Below are 16,999 nucleotides of genomic sequence, written 5' to 3'. Positions count from 1 at the left end.
AAATCACTCTACCCCACACCGACGATAAACGAGTGGTTCATCCCACTTTGCTTTGCCCGTTCGCATATCAACTTGATAAGCGAAAAACTCATTCTTTGCGGTCCAAACGGCCAATGTGCTTTCGCCCAATTCCGGCATCCACACCGAGCGGTCCATAAAGGCGGACAGCATGAACTCGACTTCAGTACCCGTGGTCGAAATATAGTTGATCGAAGTAGGATCAGTGCTTTTGATGTGCACTGGGTTTTTGCAGGTTGTGGTGCCGCGGCTGGACATGGATTTGCCTTCCGGAGTCTGAATAGACCATTCGCCGACAAAGGTGCTGGCAACCCCATTTGGCATGTCAGCAATACTCGCCCGCGGATAGTCATTTGCCATCGCGATGTTGCAGGCAGAAATTGTTGCCACAAGGCCGCTTAAGATGATGATGATATTTGTTTTTTTCATTTATTTTTCCCCGTTTTTGCTGCTTAATATGTCGTGCTGACTTGGCGAATACATCGCGAATTTGGGCAGCGAGATCAGGCATGAATGCTAGATTTTTAGAATGGCAATGGGGATACCCCGTTTGGGGTAAGGGAGAGCGTTGGCGACGACTGAACAAGCAGAAAATCAATATCCAGCGGTGTTGACGTATGCGCGCTCACCGTTCTTCACGTTGGCTGCGGTGGTGGCATTTACCGTCATGTGTGTTGGGGCGACATTGCTTACCGCAATCAACACGCCCTGGCTGGGGATCAAGCTTGTAGCAGGCGAAGGCAATGGCGTGGTTGTGCAATCAGTCGCGGAAAATGGCCCGTTCCAAAACATCACTGCGGGAACAAAGATCATTTCCCTAGGCGCGGATGAAATTCCAGAGCAACGCATCACCCCCAAAGATATCATCGATGAACCCGATACATTGCCGACCTTCGACCAATGGCTGGAGTTTAAACGTAACCAGGCTGCTTTGTCCCAAATCATCAATGAGAACAAATTCTTCGCGACCATCGCACCCCCAAAGGCAGAAGTGCGGCGCGTGTCGATTTCTTCAGTCGCGCAACGCCCCATTGCTGATCTGCCGATAGAATTTTGGTTGCAAGTTTCAATCGCCACCTTCGGTGCGTTGATCGGCGGATGGGTGTTGGCATTTCGGTTGAACGAAAGAAGCGCCCATTTCTTTGCATTTTGCAGTCTGGGATTTTTGGGATCAGCGCTGTCTGGTGCGGTTTACAATAATCGCGAATTAGCAATTGATGTCGGGCTTTACGAGCTCTTGTCGACGGTAAATTCAGCAAGCACCTTGCTGTTTGCAGTTGCCCTTGCCAGCTTGCTTGCCGTCTATCCCAAAAAACTTTTCAATCATATGGTGACCGCCACGCTTTGGGGTGTCACTTTGATGGTCTGGCTGCTCTATATTTTCCACATTGTGCCGTCGCCCTATCTCTACGGATATTTAACCTTCCTCTATGCTTTGACCGTGCCGCTAATGGTGTGGCAGGGCCTTCGCGCTCGCAAAGATCCGTTGGCCAGAGTTATCCTTTATTGGATCGCCTTTTCCTTCTTTCTCGGCATGATATTTTTCATGATGGTGAGTGCATTGCCGATCATTTTTGGCGGCGATGTTTTGATCCCCAATGCATTTCTTTTGCTAATCTTCGTGCCTGTGTTTTTGGGACTGGCCGTCGGTATCGGACGCTACAGGCTTTTCGATATTGATGTTTGGGCCTTCCGATTGTTGAGCTATTTTGCAGGCGTTTTGGCGCTGCTCTTGATCGATGCCTTCTTGCTTTACATTGTCTCATTTGACCGCCTGCCTGCGTTCGGCATTGCCCTCTTATCCATTGGCCTAATTTATCTGCCGCTGCGGAATTGGCTGAGCAACACACTGTTTAGGGGGCAGGCAATCACCCAACTAGCATTTCGGCAAATCATTGATGTGGCAAATCTTCGCGACAAGGCGGAGCAAGAAAATGCGTGGCAAAAACTTCTGGAGCAACAGTTTCAGCCTTTGGAAATCTCAGCTCAACCTAACATGCAAACTTCTCAGATTGATATTTTGGACAATGGCTTGGCGCTGCGCATCCCTACAATTGAGGGATTAAATGCGATGGAATTGAGGTTTGCCAATCTCGGCAAAAGCCTATTTGGCCCGCGGCATCTAAATCAGGCAAAAGATATGGTGGCGCTGTTGAAAAATGCGCTGCAAAGTCGGCAAGCTTTTGCGCAAGGGGTACGTGAAGAACGCACGCGCATCGCCCAAGATTTGCACGACAATATTGGTGCTCAGCTTCTAAGGTCGCTGCATATCGCCAATCCCAGCCGCAAAGACGAACTGATTTCAGATACAATAACAGATTTGAAGGATATTGTGCTGAATGCCCAAGGCGATGGCATCAACCTTTCGCAAATGTGGGCGCAATTGCGGTTTGAAAGTGCTGAGCGTTTGGAGGATCAAAATATTGACCTGTCTTGGCAGGCAGAAATTGACGAAGAATGTTTTTTGGACGCGAAGCCAGCACACAATTTACGGTCTATCTTGCGCGAAGCATTGAGCAATGTCATTCGGCATTCGCAAGCAGACAAAGTCGATGTGTCATTGGTGCAAAAAAAAGGGAAACTGGATCTATTTGTTGCCGATGATGGCGTGGGGATGATGGGTCAAGCAATCAATGGTCACGGCATTGCCAATATCAAATTGCGCGCAGAACAATTGGGCGGCGTGTTCACATTTAGCGATGCACCCAAAGGCGTAAACATACATGTCAGCCTGCCGTTGAAGGATGAAGGTGAATGATGGATATAACTTCACTTCTTATTATCGAAGACTTGCCTGAGGCGCGATCAAGACTGGAAGCAATTGCCACTGCAGCATTCACTCATGTCGAGGTAAGAGCCGTTGGCAATGTGAAACAAGCCCATCGCGCCATAGATGAAACCCTTTGGCAAATGGCTTTGGTTGATTTGGGTTTGCCAGACGGTTCGGGACTAGACGTTATCCGCTATGCGAAAAAGAAGCAGCCAGACCTTATGTGTGTCGTCAGCACAGTCATTGGCGAAGATTCTCAAATTGTCGCTGCCCTGTCGGCCGGTGCGCAGGGCTATTTGTTGAAAGGCCAACCTGACGCGCAGATCACTAAACAATTGCGGCAATTGCAGGATGGCGTTCCGGCTCTCTCGCCAGCAATCGCCCTCAGAATTATGCAACATTTTCAGCGTACCGGACCTGTCGTCAGCTCCAATGAAAGCCTCTCCGCACGCGAAGCGGAAGTCTTAAAGCTCATCGCAAAAGGCTTGCGCAACAGCGACGTTGCCATTGCATTGGGATTGGCAGAAACCACAATCGCCACCCACATCAAGTCGGTCTATCGAAAACTTGGCATTTCATCCCGTGCGGAAGCGGCGTTACATGCGTCGCGGCTGGGTCTCACCTAGGGATACGCCTTCGGTAACGGTTCAGCGCGGCATTCGGTCAGGCGAAATATACCCCGTGGCATCGGGTCCCTTTCGATTTGAGAATTTTCGGTAAGCAAATTCGCATTGTACCAAAGCGACAAACCGATCTCTGGCATCGCAATAAATGCAGGGGCAGGTGATGTCGATAAGGGGGGCTCGTAGAGGAAGCGCAAATGTTCATCCATCGGATAAAACCGCAACGAGATCAGGATTTCGTCAGCGATGTCATCGCTATAGCGCAAGTGTAACTCTTGCGGGCCGTTCTCGCGTGCATTTTCGTCGTAAGGATCAGAAATCGGGTGTAAGGTGATGCCGCTATAGCCATTGGAAACATTGAAATTGAACCAATAATTGTGGTTTGGGGTCTTCAATCGCAAATAGAGGTCTGAGGCGATGGTGGCAAAATGGGTGGCCTCCACAAATTGAACTTCAAATACTAAATCTTGTTCTTCAAATCGATAGACAGACTGGTTGGCCGGGCATTCAAGCGCATTGGCTGAACTGATCAACATGGCACCAAACGTCATTTGGCAAAGCGTGCGTAAAATCAGTTTTCTCATTGAAATGCGATCCCAATTACAATGGAAGACAAAAGCAAAAGAGCAGTGAGCAGCCCTAGACTAATTCGATAGGCCGAAAACCGGGGCGCGGTGAACCCCAACTTGAACACGGCAACTGTGGTCCCAAAGTCTGGTAAAGTTCGGTGCGAACGTTTCACTGCTTCTTTGCGCAGTTCCCACAGGAAGCCGATGGCCAGCACAATCCAAGCCGCAAAGATAGAACTCAAAATGATAAACAGCGTTGCCAGCCAGCCCATCTCGACCTCAATTACCGCACTTGAGCCGAACGTCAGCAAATGTATAGCTGCAGGCAATCTGGTAGAGGGATGAAAAGTCGTCTGAACCGTCCGGATCAATTTCCTCAACGCGGATCAGGCTGGAGTAATCATTCAATAACCCGACCCAAGCAAATTTAGTGCCTGAATTTGGATATTTTCCCGCGAATATAAAACCTGTCTCAGAGATGGATTGATGCGTAAACGACATTCGTAATTCGGGAAATTCAGATTTTCCCATCTTGAACAATAAGGGGCTGCCCACCTGTTCGATGATGCGGAAATTGTCGCGCTGAGAAATGCGCGCATAGGTGGACTGGTCTATTGTTTGCATCGACAAGGCGGTTGTTGGAAAGGGAAGATTGAGTTCGATTTCACCCAGTTCATTCAACGTCGCAAAACGGCGTTGTTGTAGATAAAAGGTGAAAAGCAACACACTGCCATCAACAACTTGGCTGGGATTGGTGAAGGCCTGGGTCATCGCATCTCGTTGGAATATCCGCTGTGTGGCCGAGCCACCTAAACCCAAAGTCGACCAGCCTTGATTGCGACTAAACATCGAAAGCAACGGTGTCACTGTGCCAGTTATGCCCGCGCCGGAATAAAGTGCGATGTCCAGCTCATCGGTTTGATCAAGTTGTTCAGTTGGAATGCCACAATAGCTCAGCTGCAAGGGATTGGCCTCATCAAGCTGATATCCGCTGAGCATTTTCCCATTTGAATCCATTGCGAAATCCGTCAAAAACGGCATATCGAAAATCTCGTTAAAGCCGCTGGGTAAACGTGAAAAATGCTGCGCCAGCAAATAGATACAGGCATTGCGCACTCGATCCTGTTTGTCTGAATTCCAAAATGAAACAGGCGCCGGGGGAAGCTGCGAACGCGTCAGATAAAAATCTTCGCCCATCACAACATCATAAGTCTGGTCTGGCCCCATGCTGACAATGTACGCGAGCACCTGCTTATCAACATTCCAAGAAACCAACTCTTGAATCATCAAAGCGATTTCGCCGCGTGATGAGCCGAGAACCTCCTCCATGCCAAATTCAGCTACAAGCGTGTCCAATGAATCGGCCGCTATATAAGGCGCGTGAAAACCGAGTGTGGCCGCAGGTTCAATCATCCGATCCACATAGGTGCCGACGGACATTTGGGTGGAATAGCCAGAGCCGCCCAAAAAGGCGAACGCGCAGGCCGAGTAACAATAGTCGCCAGCTTGAACGACACTGGCAATAGAATATTTGCGCAAGGTATTTGCCAACATCAGACCTTCGCGATAATTCCCGCCGGGACTGTTGAGGCTAATTACGCCGCAATTGCCGCCCTCGGCAGGCAAATCGTCTGTGTCGCACTCAATATATTGCTCAATTATGTTGATGAGCTTTTCAGCGTCACCAGCGATCACCGGACCGTCATAACGGATGTGCGGTGCAAATCGATCAGCGGAGTAGTGCATCGAGACCAGCTTGATCTCAGCGCCAAACGAGGCTGTGCTCAAAATGAGTGCACCACATAAAGCCCAGACAAGTCGAAGCCAATTCATTTGCTCTCTCCACCAAATTGATTGAGCTAAATTTAGGCTCAGGTGCTACTGCGGCCCATACTCTGTTCAGGGGAGGGAGAAGTGAATGAGGAAATGGCGATAAATTCTGCGTGAGAGAACCAGCTAGGTCGAATTGCACTAAGGCGCGAGAACTGGTTTGTGCTAACATGCGTGAAGGGGATGAAAACATCTGGCCACAAAACATTCAGTTTTTGTGATCAGTTGGCAATCATTTGTCTGGAAATTCGATCAAATTCTAAAAAATGCATAGCATTTTTGATCATTTTTAGGAAAAAGTTTGTCCTCACCCAATGTACGATTCTTCAAGGAGGACATCATGAAGAAAATTATTCATACAGTTTCTGCAAGCCTTATCGGCTTGGCGGCGTCGCTGCAAGGCGGCTTTGCTGAAGAATGGCGTTTAAACAATTTCTTGCCTGAAACACGGCCTGAAACCGCTGAGCTTGAGCAATTTGTGACCGAGGCCAATGCGGCCATCGAAGGTGACATCGAAATCAAGATGTATAGCGGTGGCTCTCTTGGCCTGCCAAACACAGACGCGTTGCGTTTCTTGCCGCGCGGTGCGGTGGAAATGAGCTTGCTTTGGGCCAACTATTTGGGCCGCGACGCACCCGCATTGAGCTCTGTTGTGGTGCAAGGCACCATCGGCTCCATTGAAGATTTTGAAAAAGCCATCCCAGTGGTGCGCGAAATCTATGAAGAAGAGTTCGCAGATTGGGGCGTTAGCTCAGTTGGCTATGTGGCGATCCCAATGTTGTCCGTTTCCGTGTTCTGTCGCGATGAACCAGTGCGCACTTTGGAAGATTTGAAATCGAAAAAGCTGCGTGTTTGGGCCCGTGATCAGGTTGAAACCTTCACCCGCTTGGGCGTTGCCGCACAAATCATCCCACAAGAAGAAATGTATGTGGCGATGAAAACTGGCGTTGTGGATTGCGCGCTTTACCCAGCGCTATATGCCCACACCGTATCGTTGCAAGAAGTGGCAAGCCACGCATCTTACCTCTATCCAATGGCATCTGGCCCATATGTAATTGGTGTGGCCACCGATAAATGGAATGCGACAGACGAACAAACCAAAGCTGCGATCACTGCTGCTGCAGAAGATTTGTGGAACCGCACAAATCAGTATGAAGACGATTTTGCACGTGAGCTTGAAGCCCGTGAAAAATTGGCAGCTGATGGCATCAACTGGGTTGAAGACTTCTCAGAAGAAGACCGCGCAACCTTCGTCAGCTCAGTGACAGAAACTTGGGAAATGCTGGCGGAAGAAGCAGGCGGCAACGCACCTGCTTACCGTGAACGTGTTCTCGAAGCGCTTGGTCGCTAAGCCAGCTTTATGTCAAAGCTTGGCAAAAAACACATTGCACAAGGGCTGGAAAAACTAGCCCTTGTGTGTTCCTGGGCTGCTGCCCTCAGCATGGTGGGGATTGTGGTTCTCATCGTCACCAGCGTGTTGATGCGCAAAATTGCAAACACGCCCATTCACATAACTGAGGAAGTAGTGGGCCTTATGCTCACCGTCTCGCTTTTCCTTGGCGTGCCGCTGGTTACGCTTAAATCCAAACATGTCAAAGTCGCTTTGATCATCGACCAACTCAAAGGCCGTACCCGTACGATCGTGCAAAAAGTCGCCATCTTGATTGGCATTGCCTTTTTCATGTGGCTGATCTGGGAAGCCGTGCCTTGGTTGGAATTTGCGTTCAAACGCAATTTAAAAACTGAAACCAGCCGCATCCTGCTTTATCCATGGATGTCGACAATGTTCTTTTCCCTTGTGCTTACCTTGCTGGTGTTCATCGGGCGCTTATTTGGCCTGTTTGATGCAGATGCCGAGCGCGATGAAGCCATGCCAACCCTTAAGGATGAGGTGTCCTAATGCTGTTTTGGGCAACATTAATCGGCGGTCTTATGACCACCGCTGGCACCAGTGTGGCTTTGGGGGCTGCCTTGGGCCTCACCGGATTGGTCATCCTGCATTTCTTCTCCAATGGCGCGACATCGCTCGCCGTTGATGCAATTTGGAATGTTTTTAACTCATTCACCCTCAGCGCAGTGCCTATGTTTATCCTCTTGGGCGAAATCCTTTTGCGCAGTGGGATCAGCCAAAAAGCCTATTCAGCTTTCTCCCCGATCTTTAGAAAAGTGCCCGGTGGGTTGCTGCATACCAACATTGCCGTGTGCACCTTGTTTGGCGCGGTCAGTGGCTCCAGCCTCTCCACCGCAGCCGCCATCGGCTCAGTCGCCTATCCAGAAATGACACGCCGGGGTTATGATAAAGACACGGTTGTGGGCAGTTTGGCTGGCGGTGGCACATTGGGATTGCTCATTCCGCCCAGCCTTTCATTCCTGATTTTTGGTGCACTCACCGAAACCTCAATCGGTCGCCTATTCGCCGCGGGCATCATTCCCGGCTTGTTGGTTGGCTTTATGTTTATGGCCTATCTATTTGTCAGATGCGTCAGAAACCCCGCCTTGGCACCAACCGATAATGAACGCACACCCTTTTGGGAAATCTTGGCGGGCTTCAAACAAATTTGGCCGCTGCTTGCCCTCATCATTGCAGTGATCGGCAGCATTGTTGGCGGATGGGCTACGCCCACCGAAGCCGCAGGCGTTGGCGTTGTGTTGGCGGTGATCATCTCCTCCATCTGGGGCGATCTCACCCTTGCCAAATTGCTCGAGGCGATCAAGCAGTCGGTGCTGCTGTTCTCCGCCATTGGCTTTTTGGTGCTCGGTGCAACCATTCTCGCGCAATCGGTCAGCATTCTCGGCGTGCCACAGCAAATCCTCATCGCAGTGGCAGATAGTGGTTTGGGCACATATAGCGTGCTGTTGATCGTGGTCCTGATCTACCTCATTTTGGGCTGCTTCTTCGATGGCTTGTCGCTGATGATCATGACGCTGCCCGTGGTGTTCCCTTTGCTCACCGGGCTTGGGTTCGATCCCATCTGGGTTGGCGTAATCATCACGATTGTGATCGAAATCGGTCAGGTCACGCCACCCGTTGGTTTGAACCTGTCAGTGCTGACAGCGCTCACAAATAATGAGGTGAGCTTAGGCCGCGTTGCCGTGGCCACCGTGCCTTATTGGCTGATCCATTTGTTTGCGATCTTGATGCTCACCGTTTTCCCCGCATTGGCGCTGTTCCTGCCCGATTTGCTTTTCTAACAGGGATTTTTAGATGGCTATGAAACTAAAACCAAAAACCTTTGGTCCGATCTATGTGTTCCACGATGGTAGCGACCAGATGAAATTCGCCTTTGGCGATCCGGCACAAAAAACGGACCATCCGCCATATAACACACCGGTCGACACAATGATCTCGTCGTTGGGATCATGCATCGTGAAATCGATGGTCTGGAGTGCGGCGCAACACAAAGCTGAGCTGCATAATTTCCACGTGATTGTCACCGCCGTTAAAGCCGCAGATTTACCCTCGCGCGTGGGCAAAATTTCGCTCGAGGTTGTGGGCAAATTTGTTGACGATGACGCGCTGGTGCCAGAGATCATCAAGCAGGCAAAGTCTGTTTGCACGGTTAGCAACAGCATGAATTGTGAAGTTGAAATCACAACTTCATAAGCGCAAACTGCGCGCCTATTCGATAAATATGTAACGTGAGAAACTATGCCCGCGATTGATGTGCCAATTGATGAGACCATCACTTTTGAGATGCTGGACCATGATCCTGCATCGGTCTATCAGCGCTTGCGGCGCGAAAACCCAATTGTGCGTATCAAAGCGATCAACCGCATTGTGCTCACCAAAGCGGATCATGTTTATCTGGCCAAAACAGATATGGTGCATTTCGGGTCGGAAGATGACCAAACGCCAATGCAACGCGCATTTGGTGGTCACACCTTAATGCGCAAAGATGGCGCTGCGCATTTGAAAGAGCGTGCCGCCATGACGGAGACGTTCAAGGTCAATCACTGGGCGTGTGAATGGAAAAACCGATTTGCCACCCACATTGATCAGGCTTTGGAACAATTGCCCACATCAGGTGAACTTGAGCTGAGTGATAAATTTGCTAAGCCACTGGTTGCACACATCTTGAATGATTTGTTGGGCATTGAACCCGATAGCGAAGAGCAATTGTTTAACTGGGCCAAATCGCTGATCACAGGCGCGATGAATGCCAGCTTTGACGAAAAAGTGTTTGCCATTAGCGATCAGGCCAATGCAGAAATGAATGCCTGCTTTGATCGAATGATTGAACGCCATCGCGCTGCACCGAATCCATCAGTCCTCAGCGTAATGGCCAATGCGGAAAATCCGCTGCCCTTAAGCCAAATCAGAACAAACATGAAAATCTGCATTGGTGGGGCCGCCATCGAAATGCGCGACGCGCTGCTCACCGTGTTGCATGGGCTTTTGCAAAATCCGGATCAATTGGCGTCCTGTCAGCAATCGCAAAGGTGGGATCTGGCATGTGAAGAAGGCTTGCGCTGGGTTGCGCCTATTCAGGCCAGTCCCCGCATTGTGAAAAAAGAAATCGAACTAGATGGCGTTCGGTTGCCTGCAGGGGAAACCATTATGGCGGTGCAAGGCTCCGCCAATTATGATGAAGATTATTGGCAGAACCCTGAGCAGTTTAACATTCACCGCCCCTTTGCTGCGCATCAAACATTTGGCGCGGGGCCTCATCGCTGCATGGGCGAAAATATCTATCGCCGGATTATGAGCGAATTGATCCTGCCAAAATTCTTTGCGCGATTCCCAAATGCCGAACCTGCGCTAAACAGCAAAGTTGAGTTTCGCGGCTTTGCCTTCCGAGGGCCGATGGAATTACGGGTAAAACTGGCCTAAAATTAAGTGCAAATTTGGCGCTTGACCTTCCATTCACTGGAAGGATTACATTGTATTCAGTCATCAAGAATTTGAACTGAAAGTACGATCATGTCCGCACAGGCAAAAAAAGACGATCAAGTCACCAAACTCACCATCTCCGGCCTCAGCTGTGCCTCTTGCGTAAAACGCGCAGAAGCGGCAATTGCGAGTGTTGATAGTGTTTCGGATGTCTCGATCAATTTGGCGACGGAAACGGCGCATATCCAAATGGCAGATCGAAATGGCCTACCAGCCGTCATCCAATCCATTGAACAGGCAGGCTATAGCGTCCCCACCAATACAATCACGCTTGATATTGAGGGGATGACATGTGCCTCTTGCGTGAAACGGGTAGAAGATGCGCTGAAGTCGGTCGAAGGCGTTGTGAAAGCCAGCGTCAATTTGGCGACAGAGAGCGCACAGATTGAAGTGGCGTCCAACTTTTCAATCGGCGATGCCATTGCTGCCACGCAAAAAGTGGGTTACCCGGCAAAATTGCAAGAAGGTACAAGCGACGCGCTGGAAGATCGTGCGGCGGCCAAAGAAGCTGAATATAATGGTCTAAAGCGCAACCTTACCATTGCTGCCATTTTCACAGTGCCACTTTTTGTGCTCGAAATGGGGTCACACTTTATCCCAGGCATGCACGAATTGCTGATGCAGTCTTTCGGGCGGCAAAATCTCTATTATTTCTACTTTGTGCTGGCCACCATCGTACAGTTCGGGCCGGGCATGGTGTTTTATAAAAAAGGCATCCCAGCGCTCCTTCGCCTCGCACCAGAAATGAACTCATTGGTGGTGCTTGGCTCCTCCGCAGCGTGGGGCTTTTCTGTGGTGGCGACTTTCGCTGCCTTCCTGCTGCCTGCAGGCACAGCCAATGTCTATTATGAGGCCAGCGCAGTGATCATCACGCTGATCCTTTTGGGCCGTGTGCTGGAAGCGCGCGCCAAAGGTCGCACCAGCGAAGCCATCACCAAGCTAATGCAGCTGCAGGCTAAATCTGCCCACGTGTCACGTGATGGTAACTTCATCGAAGTGCCTTTGCATGAAGTGGTGGCAGGCGACCTTGTGCGCGTTCGTCCAGGTGAAAAAGTGCCGGTGGATGGCGAAGTGATCAAAGGCAGTAGCTTTGTTGATGAAGCCATGATCTCAGGCGAGCCTGTGCCCGTTGAGAAAGAAGTGGGCAGCGAAGTCATCGGCGGCACCATCAATAAAACCGGCAGCTTCGAATTTCGCGCCACAAAAGTGGGTGCTGACAGTGCCTTGGCGCAAATCATCAAAATGGTTGAAAATGCCCAAGGGGCAAAACTGCCGATCCAAGCCTTGGTGGACAGAGTCACTGCAATCTTCGTGCCCATCGTGATGCTGGTTGCAGCACTCACGGTTGGTGTGTGGTTGATCTTTGGACCAGACCCAGCTGTATCTTTCGCCTTGGTCAATGGTGTCGCGGTTTTGATCATCGCCTGTCCATGTGCCATGGGCTTGGCCACGCCAACTTCCATCATGGTTGGCACAGGCCGTGCCGCTGAATTGGGCGTCTTGTTCCGCAATGGCGAAGCGCTGCAAGATTTGAAAAACACCGATATTGTCGCCGTCGATAAAACAGGCACTTTGACCTTGGGGCGCCCAGCACTAACTGACTTCACCGTGTTGAACGGCTTTGATGAAGGTGAAGCCTTGGCGCTCGTGGCCGCTGCGGAAAGCAATTCAGAGCACCCAATTGCGGAAGCCATTGTGATCGCTGCGAAGGAGCGGGGTTTGACAGTGCCAGAAACCACGAGCTTCAACTCGGTCACAGGTTACGGCATTGAAGCGGAAGCAAACGGCCGCAAAGTTGAAGTCGGCGCTGATCGCTACATGCAAAAGCTTGGCCATGATTTGAGTGCGCATGCAGGCATTGCAAAACAATTGGGTGATGAAGCAAAAACTCCACTTTATGCAGCGATTGATGGCAAATTGGCCGCCATTGTGGCCGTGGCCGATCCGGTGAAAGAAACCACACCGCAAGCCATCGAAGCATTGCATGGTTTGGGGCTGAAAGTGGCCATGATCACTGGCGATAATAAAGCCACAGCCGAAGCCATCGCCCGCAAATTGGGCATCGACACAGTGATCGCGGAAGTGCTGCCTGCGGGCAAAGTGGATGCGATCAAGCAATTGCAGCAGAACGATACTCATGTGAGCTTTGTGGGCGACGGCATCAATGATGCGCCAGCCTTGGCGCAAGCCGATGTGGGCATCGCCATTGGCACCGGTACCGATATTGCCATTGAAAGTGCCGATGTGGTGCTGATGTCTGGCGATATGCGCGGGGTGGCGAACGCGATTGGCCTATCAAAAGCGTCGATCAAAAACATCCACCAGAATTTGTTCTGGGCCTTCGCTTATAATGCAAGCCTGATCCCGGTTGCCGCAGGTGTGCTTTATCCGTTCACAGGCACCTTATTGTCGCCCATGTTGGCAGCTGGCGCGATGGCACTTTCCAGCGTGTTTGTGTTGGGTAATGCGTTGCGATTGCGGCGCTTTAACCCGCCAGCACAAACAACACCTGCAAAGGCATAATGCTTGTTAGAACTATAAATATGACACGTCTTTTCACCCTGCTGGCCACCATTGCTTTAATGCTTGGCCAACTGAGCATCGCCACGGAAGCGGCGCAGCGTTCTCACGCTGCGCCTTCGCATGTTCAAGGGGTGGAAACCGTGCATGGCTGTTGCGACTTGGATGTGTCGACCGTTGCTATGGATGATTGTGCAAAATATTGCGCACAAGCCGTGTTAGGTGAGAGCCACGCCAATGCGCCTAAACAAGCGCGGGATGTTCTGGCGCAAGACATCTTGCCGTTAAAATCCATCCTCGATTGGCCCACCGGGCCACCGCCCATTGGCCACCACACATCTTTCGAGCTTTAATCTAAATTTGCCAGCGCCAAGCGTTTGGCACAAATTATGTGTGGTACAATGAAAAACACAAACAAATGGGCTCTCGGAGCCATGTTCACCTTAGTTCTGGCTGGCGGATATTGGGGACTTTCCCAGTTCGCGACACCGCAGGCTGAAGAGCAAACGGGCTTGTTGCCCTATAAAAATGCGAGCGTAATCGCCACTGGGCAGAAAATTTATCAAGCCAACTGCGCCGCATGCCACGGCAATGATCTGCAAGGCGAAGCCAATTGGAAGCAGCCTAAACCATCAGGTCGTATGCCGGCACCCCCGCACAATGAAACAGGCCATACCTGGCACCATAGCGATGAGTTGCTGTTCAATCTCACCAAATATGGCATTGCTCGGCTCAGCAACAATCCAAATTATCAAACTGACATGCCGATCTATGAAGATATCCTGTCGGACGATGAAATCATTGCGGTGCTGGCTTATATTAAGTCAAATTGGCCCACCGAGGTGCAGCAGCGCCACGATCAAATCAATGCAGGCAGCTAACATTTGCTAAAAAATAGGGGCGGTTCAATCCGCCCTTATTCATTTGCCGCCGGAGAAGCTAAATCTTTTGTGCGATCGTATGTAATTTGGCGCGGAATTGGCGCATGGAGTCGATCGTATCCCGGTAGGATAAATAGACCCGATTTGTCAGGGCAATCACGATCAATCCAGACGATGGATCGATCCAGAGCGATGTGCCTGTAAAGCCAGTATGTCCAACGGCACCGTGCGCGAAGTGCTCGCCACAGGAGCATCCCAACTGGTTCTGATCATTATATTCAAAGCCAATTGTGCGTGGTGTTAATCCGTTGGGATTCCCATTCTCAAAGATAAGCGGATCGGCATTTTCCAGCAAATTCAATGCCATTTTATGCAGTTCCGGCGCGCTGGAAAATAGCCCTGCATTGCCAACTTTGCCGCCCAACACCCGCGCCGTGCTGTCATTCACCATGCCCCGGATATAACCGGCAGGGCGAATTGCAGGCACAGTCGGCACAATGGTAGGCAATTGCCGCGCCACTGACAGCGGCGCAAACAGGGTGTGCTTCAAGCCTAGCGGCTTTGCAATCATCTCATCAAAAGCTTCATCAAGCGGAAAACGGGTCACGCGCTCGATGATTTGTCCCAGAAGCAAATAGCCAAGGCAAGAATAAACCACATCGGTGCCGGGTTGATATTGCAGCTTAATGTTGTGGATCTCGCGCCAAGCTTGTTCTGCAGATTCAGCCTTTTTGGCGAAGGGTGAATCTGGCGGAAATCCCGCCTGATGCAAAGCCAATTGGCGAATGGTCATCTCGTGTTGTCGCGCGGCCATAAGCTCAGGCAAATGGGCTCGCACTAGATCATCAAGATCAAGTTTGCCTTCGCGCACCAGCTTCACCAACAGCTGCGCTGTGGCCAGCGGTTTGGTCAATGACGCGAGATCGAACAAAGCTCCCTTTTTGAGCAGGGCAATGTCGCTGCCTTCCATAAAGCCATAGGCTTTATGCATCAAAATGTCCGACCCACGCGCCAACAGCACCTCCCCGCAAGGGAAGGTGCCGTTTGCCATATATTGCTCGACCAAATTGTCGATGGTTCGCATATTTGCCTACTTGATGGCCCCGGCTGTCATGCCTGCGATAAAGCGACGAGACTGCACAATAAACACCAGCATGATGGGCAGGGCAGCAAGAGTTAGCCCAGCATAAAGCACGCCATAATTGACAGAATATTCGCCAAAGAACGCTGTCAGCCCTTGTGCCAATGTTTTCCATTCAGGCGATTGGATAAAGATCAAGGGGAAGAAGAAGTCATTCCAGATCGGCACCGCATTATAAATGCCTGCAATCACCATGGCGGGGGTGATCAATGGTACCATGATTTCCACCATAATGCGGAACTCGCTGGCCCCATCCATGCGGGCGCTGTCCTCCAATTCAGAAGGCAAAGAGCGCAAAAAGCCAGTCATAATGAACACGGTGGCGGGCAGGGACATGGCTGTGTAAATGCAAATCAGGCCCAAGAGATTGTCCACCAGTCCAAGGGCTTTAAGCTGAATAAACAGCGGGATAATCGCTAAGCGCAGGGGCAGCATGAGGCCGCTCAAAAAGAACAGCGAAATCATGATATTGCCTTTGAACTTATAACGCGACAATGCATATGCCGCCATGGTGCCCACCACCAGCAACACCAAAACCGACAAGCCGGTTACAATGGTGGAGTTGATAAAATAGCGCGGCACATTGGTTTGTGACCAGATCACCGCAAAATTGTCCAAGCTAAAGCTTTGCGGCAAGCTGAATGGCGAAGAGAAAATCTCTTTGTTCGTTTTGAAAGATGACAGCGCCATCATCAAAATTGGGTAGAGCATAATCACGGCATTAACGCCGAGAAAAATGTGCATCAACCAGCTGCCGAGATCGCCGGTTTTTTTAATTGCATTGGCCATTAGTTCAGCTCCACTTCGCGGCTGGTGAGATAGCGCGTGGCGATCGTCGAGAAGGTGAAAATGAAGATAAAGATCAGAACAGCAAGGGCAGAGCCTGTGCCGAAATCTGAGTTACCTGCGCTCACAGAGCCAAAGGCTGTGCGATAGAACAACAGGCCCAACATGTCGGTGGAGTAAGAAGGAGAGCCTTCAAGACCACCCATAATGTAGGGGATTTCAAACCAGTTGAAGGAGCCAATAAAGGTCAGCACCACAATGATGGTGACGGCAGGCGCCATTAGCGGCCAAATGATGTCGCGGGCGATCATCCATTCACTGGCGCCATCAAGGCGTGCAGCCTCGATCAAATCCTTTGGAATACGGTGGATGGCGGCAAGAAACACCAAGGTTGGGAACCCAACCCAGTGCCAAGCATTCACCAAAATCATCGCGCCCAGTGCCGTTTCTGGCAGACCCAACCAAGGCACGGCCCAGTCGCCCAAGCCCACATTGCGCAGCAAAGTGTTCACCAAGCCAAAGATTGGATTGAGGAACAATTTCCACTGGAAGCCGATAATCACTGTCGACAGGATTACCGGTAGAAAGAACGCAATTTGATAGAAGCGATAGCCTTTTGGTTCGCGCGCCAAGAACAGCGCGAGAATGAGCGCCAACCCGTTCTGCACAATCATGAGGGCGATAAACACCTTCACATTATTGAAAAACGCATTGATCAAAAACTTATTGTTGCGCGGGTCGAACAGCACCTCTTGGAAATTGCCCAAGCCGATAAATTCGCCGCGCACGAGACCGTCCCATTCGTATACTGAATACCAAATGGCCGACGCCATTGGCAGAAAAACGAAGGTCAGCAAAATCGCCATCGCGGGAAACAGCAAAAACGCCAGCCAGAGCTTGCGCATCTGGCGGCGTCGCACCACCGCATTGTCAAACGGGGTTTTTGCGGAATTGGTGAGTTGTGCCATCC

At 50.7% G+C, this 16,999-nt stretch carries 17 protein-coding genes; 10 read left to right on the top strand and 7 right to left on the bottom strand.

All coding sequences use genetic code 11. The features are described from left to right. Positions 1-3: 3 nt before the first annotated feature. The gene (locus ACP15Y_RS07610; protein ID WP_424982421.1) at positions 4-447 is read right to left on the bottom strand and encodes a hypothetical protein; all 444 of its coding nucleotides are present in this window, start codon (positions 445-447) and stop codon (positions 4-6) included. Between the two features lie 139 nt (positions 448-586). Between ACP15Y_RS07610 and ACP15Y_RS07605 the strand changes: the two genes are divergently transcribed. Both ACP15Y_RS07605 and ACP15Y_RS07600 read left to right on the top strand, forming a co-directional pair. After that, entirely contained in the window at positions 587-2,776 is a 2,190-nt protein-coding gene (locus tag ACP15Y_RS07605) for a sensor histidine kinase (protein ID WP_424982420.1), read from the top strand. Beyond that, a complete protein-coding gene (locus ACP15Y_RS07600) occupies positions 2,773-3,414 on the top strand; it encodes a LuxR C-terminal-related transcriptional regulator (protein WP_424982419.1) in 642 nt (213 codons plus the stop codon). The genes ACP15Y_RS07605 and ACP15Y_RS07600 overlap by 4 nt, the downstream gene beginning before the upstream one ends. Here ACP15Y_RS07600 and ACP15Y_RS07595 read toward each other — a convergent pair. Genes ACP15Y_RS07595 through ACP15Y_RS07585 form a run of 3 tightly spaced genes read right to left on the bottom strand, consistent with a single transcriptional unit; the run spans position 3,411 to position 5,813 of the window. After that, complete coding sequence (locus ACP15Y_RS07595) at positions 3,411-3,995, bottom strand: hypothetical protein (protein WP_424982417.1); 585 nt, start codon at positions 3,993-3,995, stop codon at positions 3,411-3,413. The genes ACP15Y_RS07600 and ACP15Y_RS07595 overlap by 4 nt on opposite strands. Then, positions 3,992-4,252: a hypothetical protein gene (locus ACP15Y_RS07590; protein ID WP_424982416.1), complete on the bottom strand. Its 261-nt coding sequence runs from the start codon at positions 4,250-4,252 to the stop codon at positions 3,992-3,994. Before ACP15Y_RS07590 ends, ACP15Y_RS07595 begins: the two co-directional genes overlap by 4 nt. Before the next feature lie 7 nt (positions 4,253-4,259). Next, a complete protein-coding gene (locus ACP15Y_RS07585) occupies positions 4,260-5,813 on the bottom strand; it encodes a hypothetical protein (protein ID WP_424982415.1) in 1,554 nt (517 codons plus the stop codon). A 337-nt stretch (positions 5,814-6,150) separates the two neighbouring features. Between ACP15Y_RS07585 and dctP the strand changes: the two genes are divergently transcribed. The 8 genes from dctP (at position 6,151) to ACP15Y_RS07545 (ending at position 14,102) form a co-directional block, all read left to right on the top strand. Next, a complete protein-coding gene (gene dctP / locus ACP15Y_RS07580; RefSeq protein WP_424982414.1) occupies positions 6,151-7,161 on the top strand; it encodes a TRAP transporter substrate-binding protein DctP in 1,011 nt (336 codons plus the stop codon). Positions 7,162-7,170: 9 nt separating this feature from the next. After that, complete coding sequence (locus tag ACP15Y_RS07575) at positions 7,171-7,710, top strand: TRAP transporter small permease (protein WP_424982413.1); 540 nt, start codon at positions 7,171-7,173, stop codon at positions 7,708-7,710. Further along, positions 7,710-9,002 carry a TRAP transporter large permease gene (locus tag ACP15Y_RS07570; protein WP_424982412.1) on the top strand — a complete coding sequence of 431 codons (1,293 nt, stop codon included), beginning with the start codon at positions 7,710-7,712 and terminating at the stop codon, positions 9,000-9,002. The genes ACP15Y_RS07575 and ACP15Y_RS07570 overlap by 1 nt, the downstream gene beginning before the upstream one ends. 13 nt (positions 9,003-9,015) lie before the next feature. After that, the gene (locus ACP15Y_RS07565; RefSeq protein ID WP_424982411.1) at positions 9,016-9,414 is read left to right on the top strand and encodes an OsmC family protein; all 399 of its coding nucleotides are present in this window, start codon (positions 9,016-9,018) and stop codon (positions 9,412-9,414) included. Positions 9,415-9,459: 45 nt separating this feature from the next. Continuing rightward, on the top strand, positions 9,460-10,641 hold the full coding sequence (locus ACP15Y_RS07560) for a cytochrome P450 (RefSeq protein WP_424982410.1): 1,182 nt from the start codon (positions 9,460-9,462) through the stop codon (positions 10,639-10,641). A gap of 90 nt (positions 10,642-10,731) precedes the next feature. Continuing rightward, entirely contained in the window at positions 10,732-13,224 is a 2,493-nt protein-coding gene (locus tag ACP15Y_RS07555) for a heavy metal translocating P-type ATPase (protein WP_424982409.1), read from the top strand. A 20-nt stretch (positions 13,225-13,244) separates the two neighbouring features. After that, a complete protein-coding gene (locus ACP15Y_RS07550; RefSeq protein WP_424982408.1) occupies positions 13,245-13,574 on the top strand; it encodes a hypothetical protein in 330 nt (109 codons plus the stop codon). Positions 13,575-13,622: 48 nt separating this feature from the next. Then, positions 13,623-14,102: a c-type cytochrome gene (locus tag ACP15Y_RS07545; protein WP_424982407.1), complete on the top strand. Its 480-nt coding sequence runs from the start codon at positions 13,623-13,625 to the stop codon at positions 14,100-14,102. Between the two features lie 58 nt (positions 14,103-14,160). Here the strand turns inward: ACP15Y_RS07545 and ACP15Y_RS07540 are convergent, their stop codons facing one another. The 3 genes from ACP15Y_RS07540 to ACP15Y_RS07530 are packed head-to-tail and all read right to left on the bottom strand — an operon-like array spanning position 14,161 to position 16,997. Continuing rightward, positions 14,161-15,186, bottom strand: coding sequence for a serine hydrolase domain-containing protein (locus ACP15Y_RS07540; RefSeq protein ID WP_424982406.1), 1,026 nt, complete (start codon positions 15,184-15,186; stop codon positions 14,161-14,163). A 6-nt stretch (positions 15,187-15,192) separates the two neighbouring features. Next, positions 15,193-16,032 carry a carbohydrate ABC transporter permease gene (locus ACP15Y_RS07535; RefSeq protein ID WP_424982405.1) on the bottom strand — a complete coding sequence of 280 codons (840 nt, stop codon included), beginning with the start codon at positions 16,030-16,032 and terminating at the stop codon, positions 15,193-15,195. After that, entirely contained in the window at positions 16,032-16,997 is a 966-nt protein-coding gene (locus ACP15Y_RS07530; RefSeq protein WP_424982404.1) for a carbohydrate ABC transporter permease, read from the bottom strand. Before ACP15Y_RS07530 ends, ACP15Y_RS07535 begins: the two co-directional genes overlap by 1 nt. Positions 16,998-16,999 lie beyond the last annotated feature (2 nt).

The sequence above is a fragment of the Maritalea sp. S77 genome, assembly GCF_049801075.1.
Classification (GTDB): Bacteria; Pseudomonadota; Alphaproteobacteria; order Rhizobiales; family Devosiaceae; genus Maritalea.
Note: the sequence above shows the minus strand (reverse complement) of the source record. Positions and strands in the feature narration are given on the sequence as shown.

Excerpts from the sequence above, each read along its gene's own strand:
- ACP15Y_RS07610 (WP_424982421.1), bottom strand. The coding sequence starts at position 447 with ATGAAAAAAACAAATATCATCATCATCTTAAGCGGCCTTGTGGCAACA.
- ACP15Y_RS07600 (WP_424982419.1), top strand. The coding sequence starts at position 2,773 with ATGATGGATATAACTTCACTTCTTATTATCGAAGACTTGCCTGAGGCG.
- ACP15Y_RS07595 (WP_424982417.1), bottom strand. The coding sequence starts at position 3,995 with ATGAGAAAACTGATTTTACGCACGCTTTGCCAAATGACGTTTGGTGCC.
- ACP15Y_RS07590 (WP_424982416.1), bottom strand. The coding sequence starts at position 4,252 with ATGGGCTGGCTGGCAACGCTGTTTATCATTTTGAGTTCTATCTTTGCG.
- ACP15Y_RS07585 (WP_424982415.1), bottom strand. The coding sequence starts at position 5,813 with ATGAATTGGCTTCGACTTGTCTGGGCTTTATGTGGTGCACTCATTTTG.
- dctP (WP_424982414.1), top strand. The coding sequence starts at position 6,151 with ATGAAGAAAATTATTCATACAGTTTCTGCAAGCCTTATCGGCTTGGCG.
- ACP15Y_RS07575 (WP_424982413.1), top strand. The coding sequence starts at position 7,171 with ATGTCAAAGCTTGGCAAAAAACACATTGCACAAGGGCTGGAAAAACTA.
- ACP15Y_RS07570 (WP_424982412.1), top strand. The coding sequence starts at position 7,710 with ATGCTGTTTTGGGCAACATTAATCGGCGGTCTTATGACCACCGCTGGC.
- ACP15Y_RS07565 (WP_424982411.1), top strand. The coding sequence starts at position 9,016 with ATGGCTATGAAACTAAAACCAAAAACCTTTGGTCCGATCTATGTGTTC.
- ACP15Y_RS07560 (WP_424982410.1), top strand. The coding sequence starts at position 9,460 with ATGCCCGCGATTGATGTGCCAATTGATGAGACCATCACTTTTGAGATG.
- ACP15Y_RS07555 (WP_424982409.1), top strand. The coding sequence starts at position 10,732 with ATGTCCGCACAGGCAAAAAAAGACGATCAAGTCACCAAACTCACCATC.
- ACP15Y_RS07550 (WP_424982408.1), top strand. The coding sequence starts at position 13,245 with ATGACACGTCTTTTCACCCTGCTGGCCACCATTGCTTTAATGCTTGGC.
- ACP15Y_RS07545 (WP_424982407.1), top strand. The coding sequence starts at position 13,623 with ATGAAAAACACAAACAAATGGGCTCTCGGAGCCATGTTCACCTTAGTT.
- ACP15Y_RS07540 (WP_424982406.1), bottom strand. The coding sequence starts at position 15,186 with ATGCGAACCATCGACAATTTGGTCGAGCAATATATGGCAAACGGCACC.
- ACP15Y_RS07535 (WP_424982405.1), bottom strand. The coding sequence starts at position 16,032 with ATGGCCAATGCAATTAAAAAAACCGGCGATCTCGGCAGCTGGTTGATG.
- ACP15Y_RS07530 (WP_424982404.1), bottom strand. The coding sequence starts at position 16,997 with ATGGCACAACTCACCAATTCCGCAAAAACCCCGTTTGACAATGCGGTG.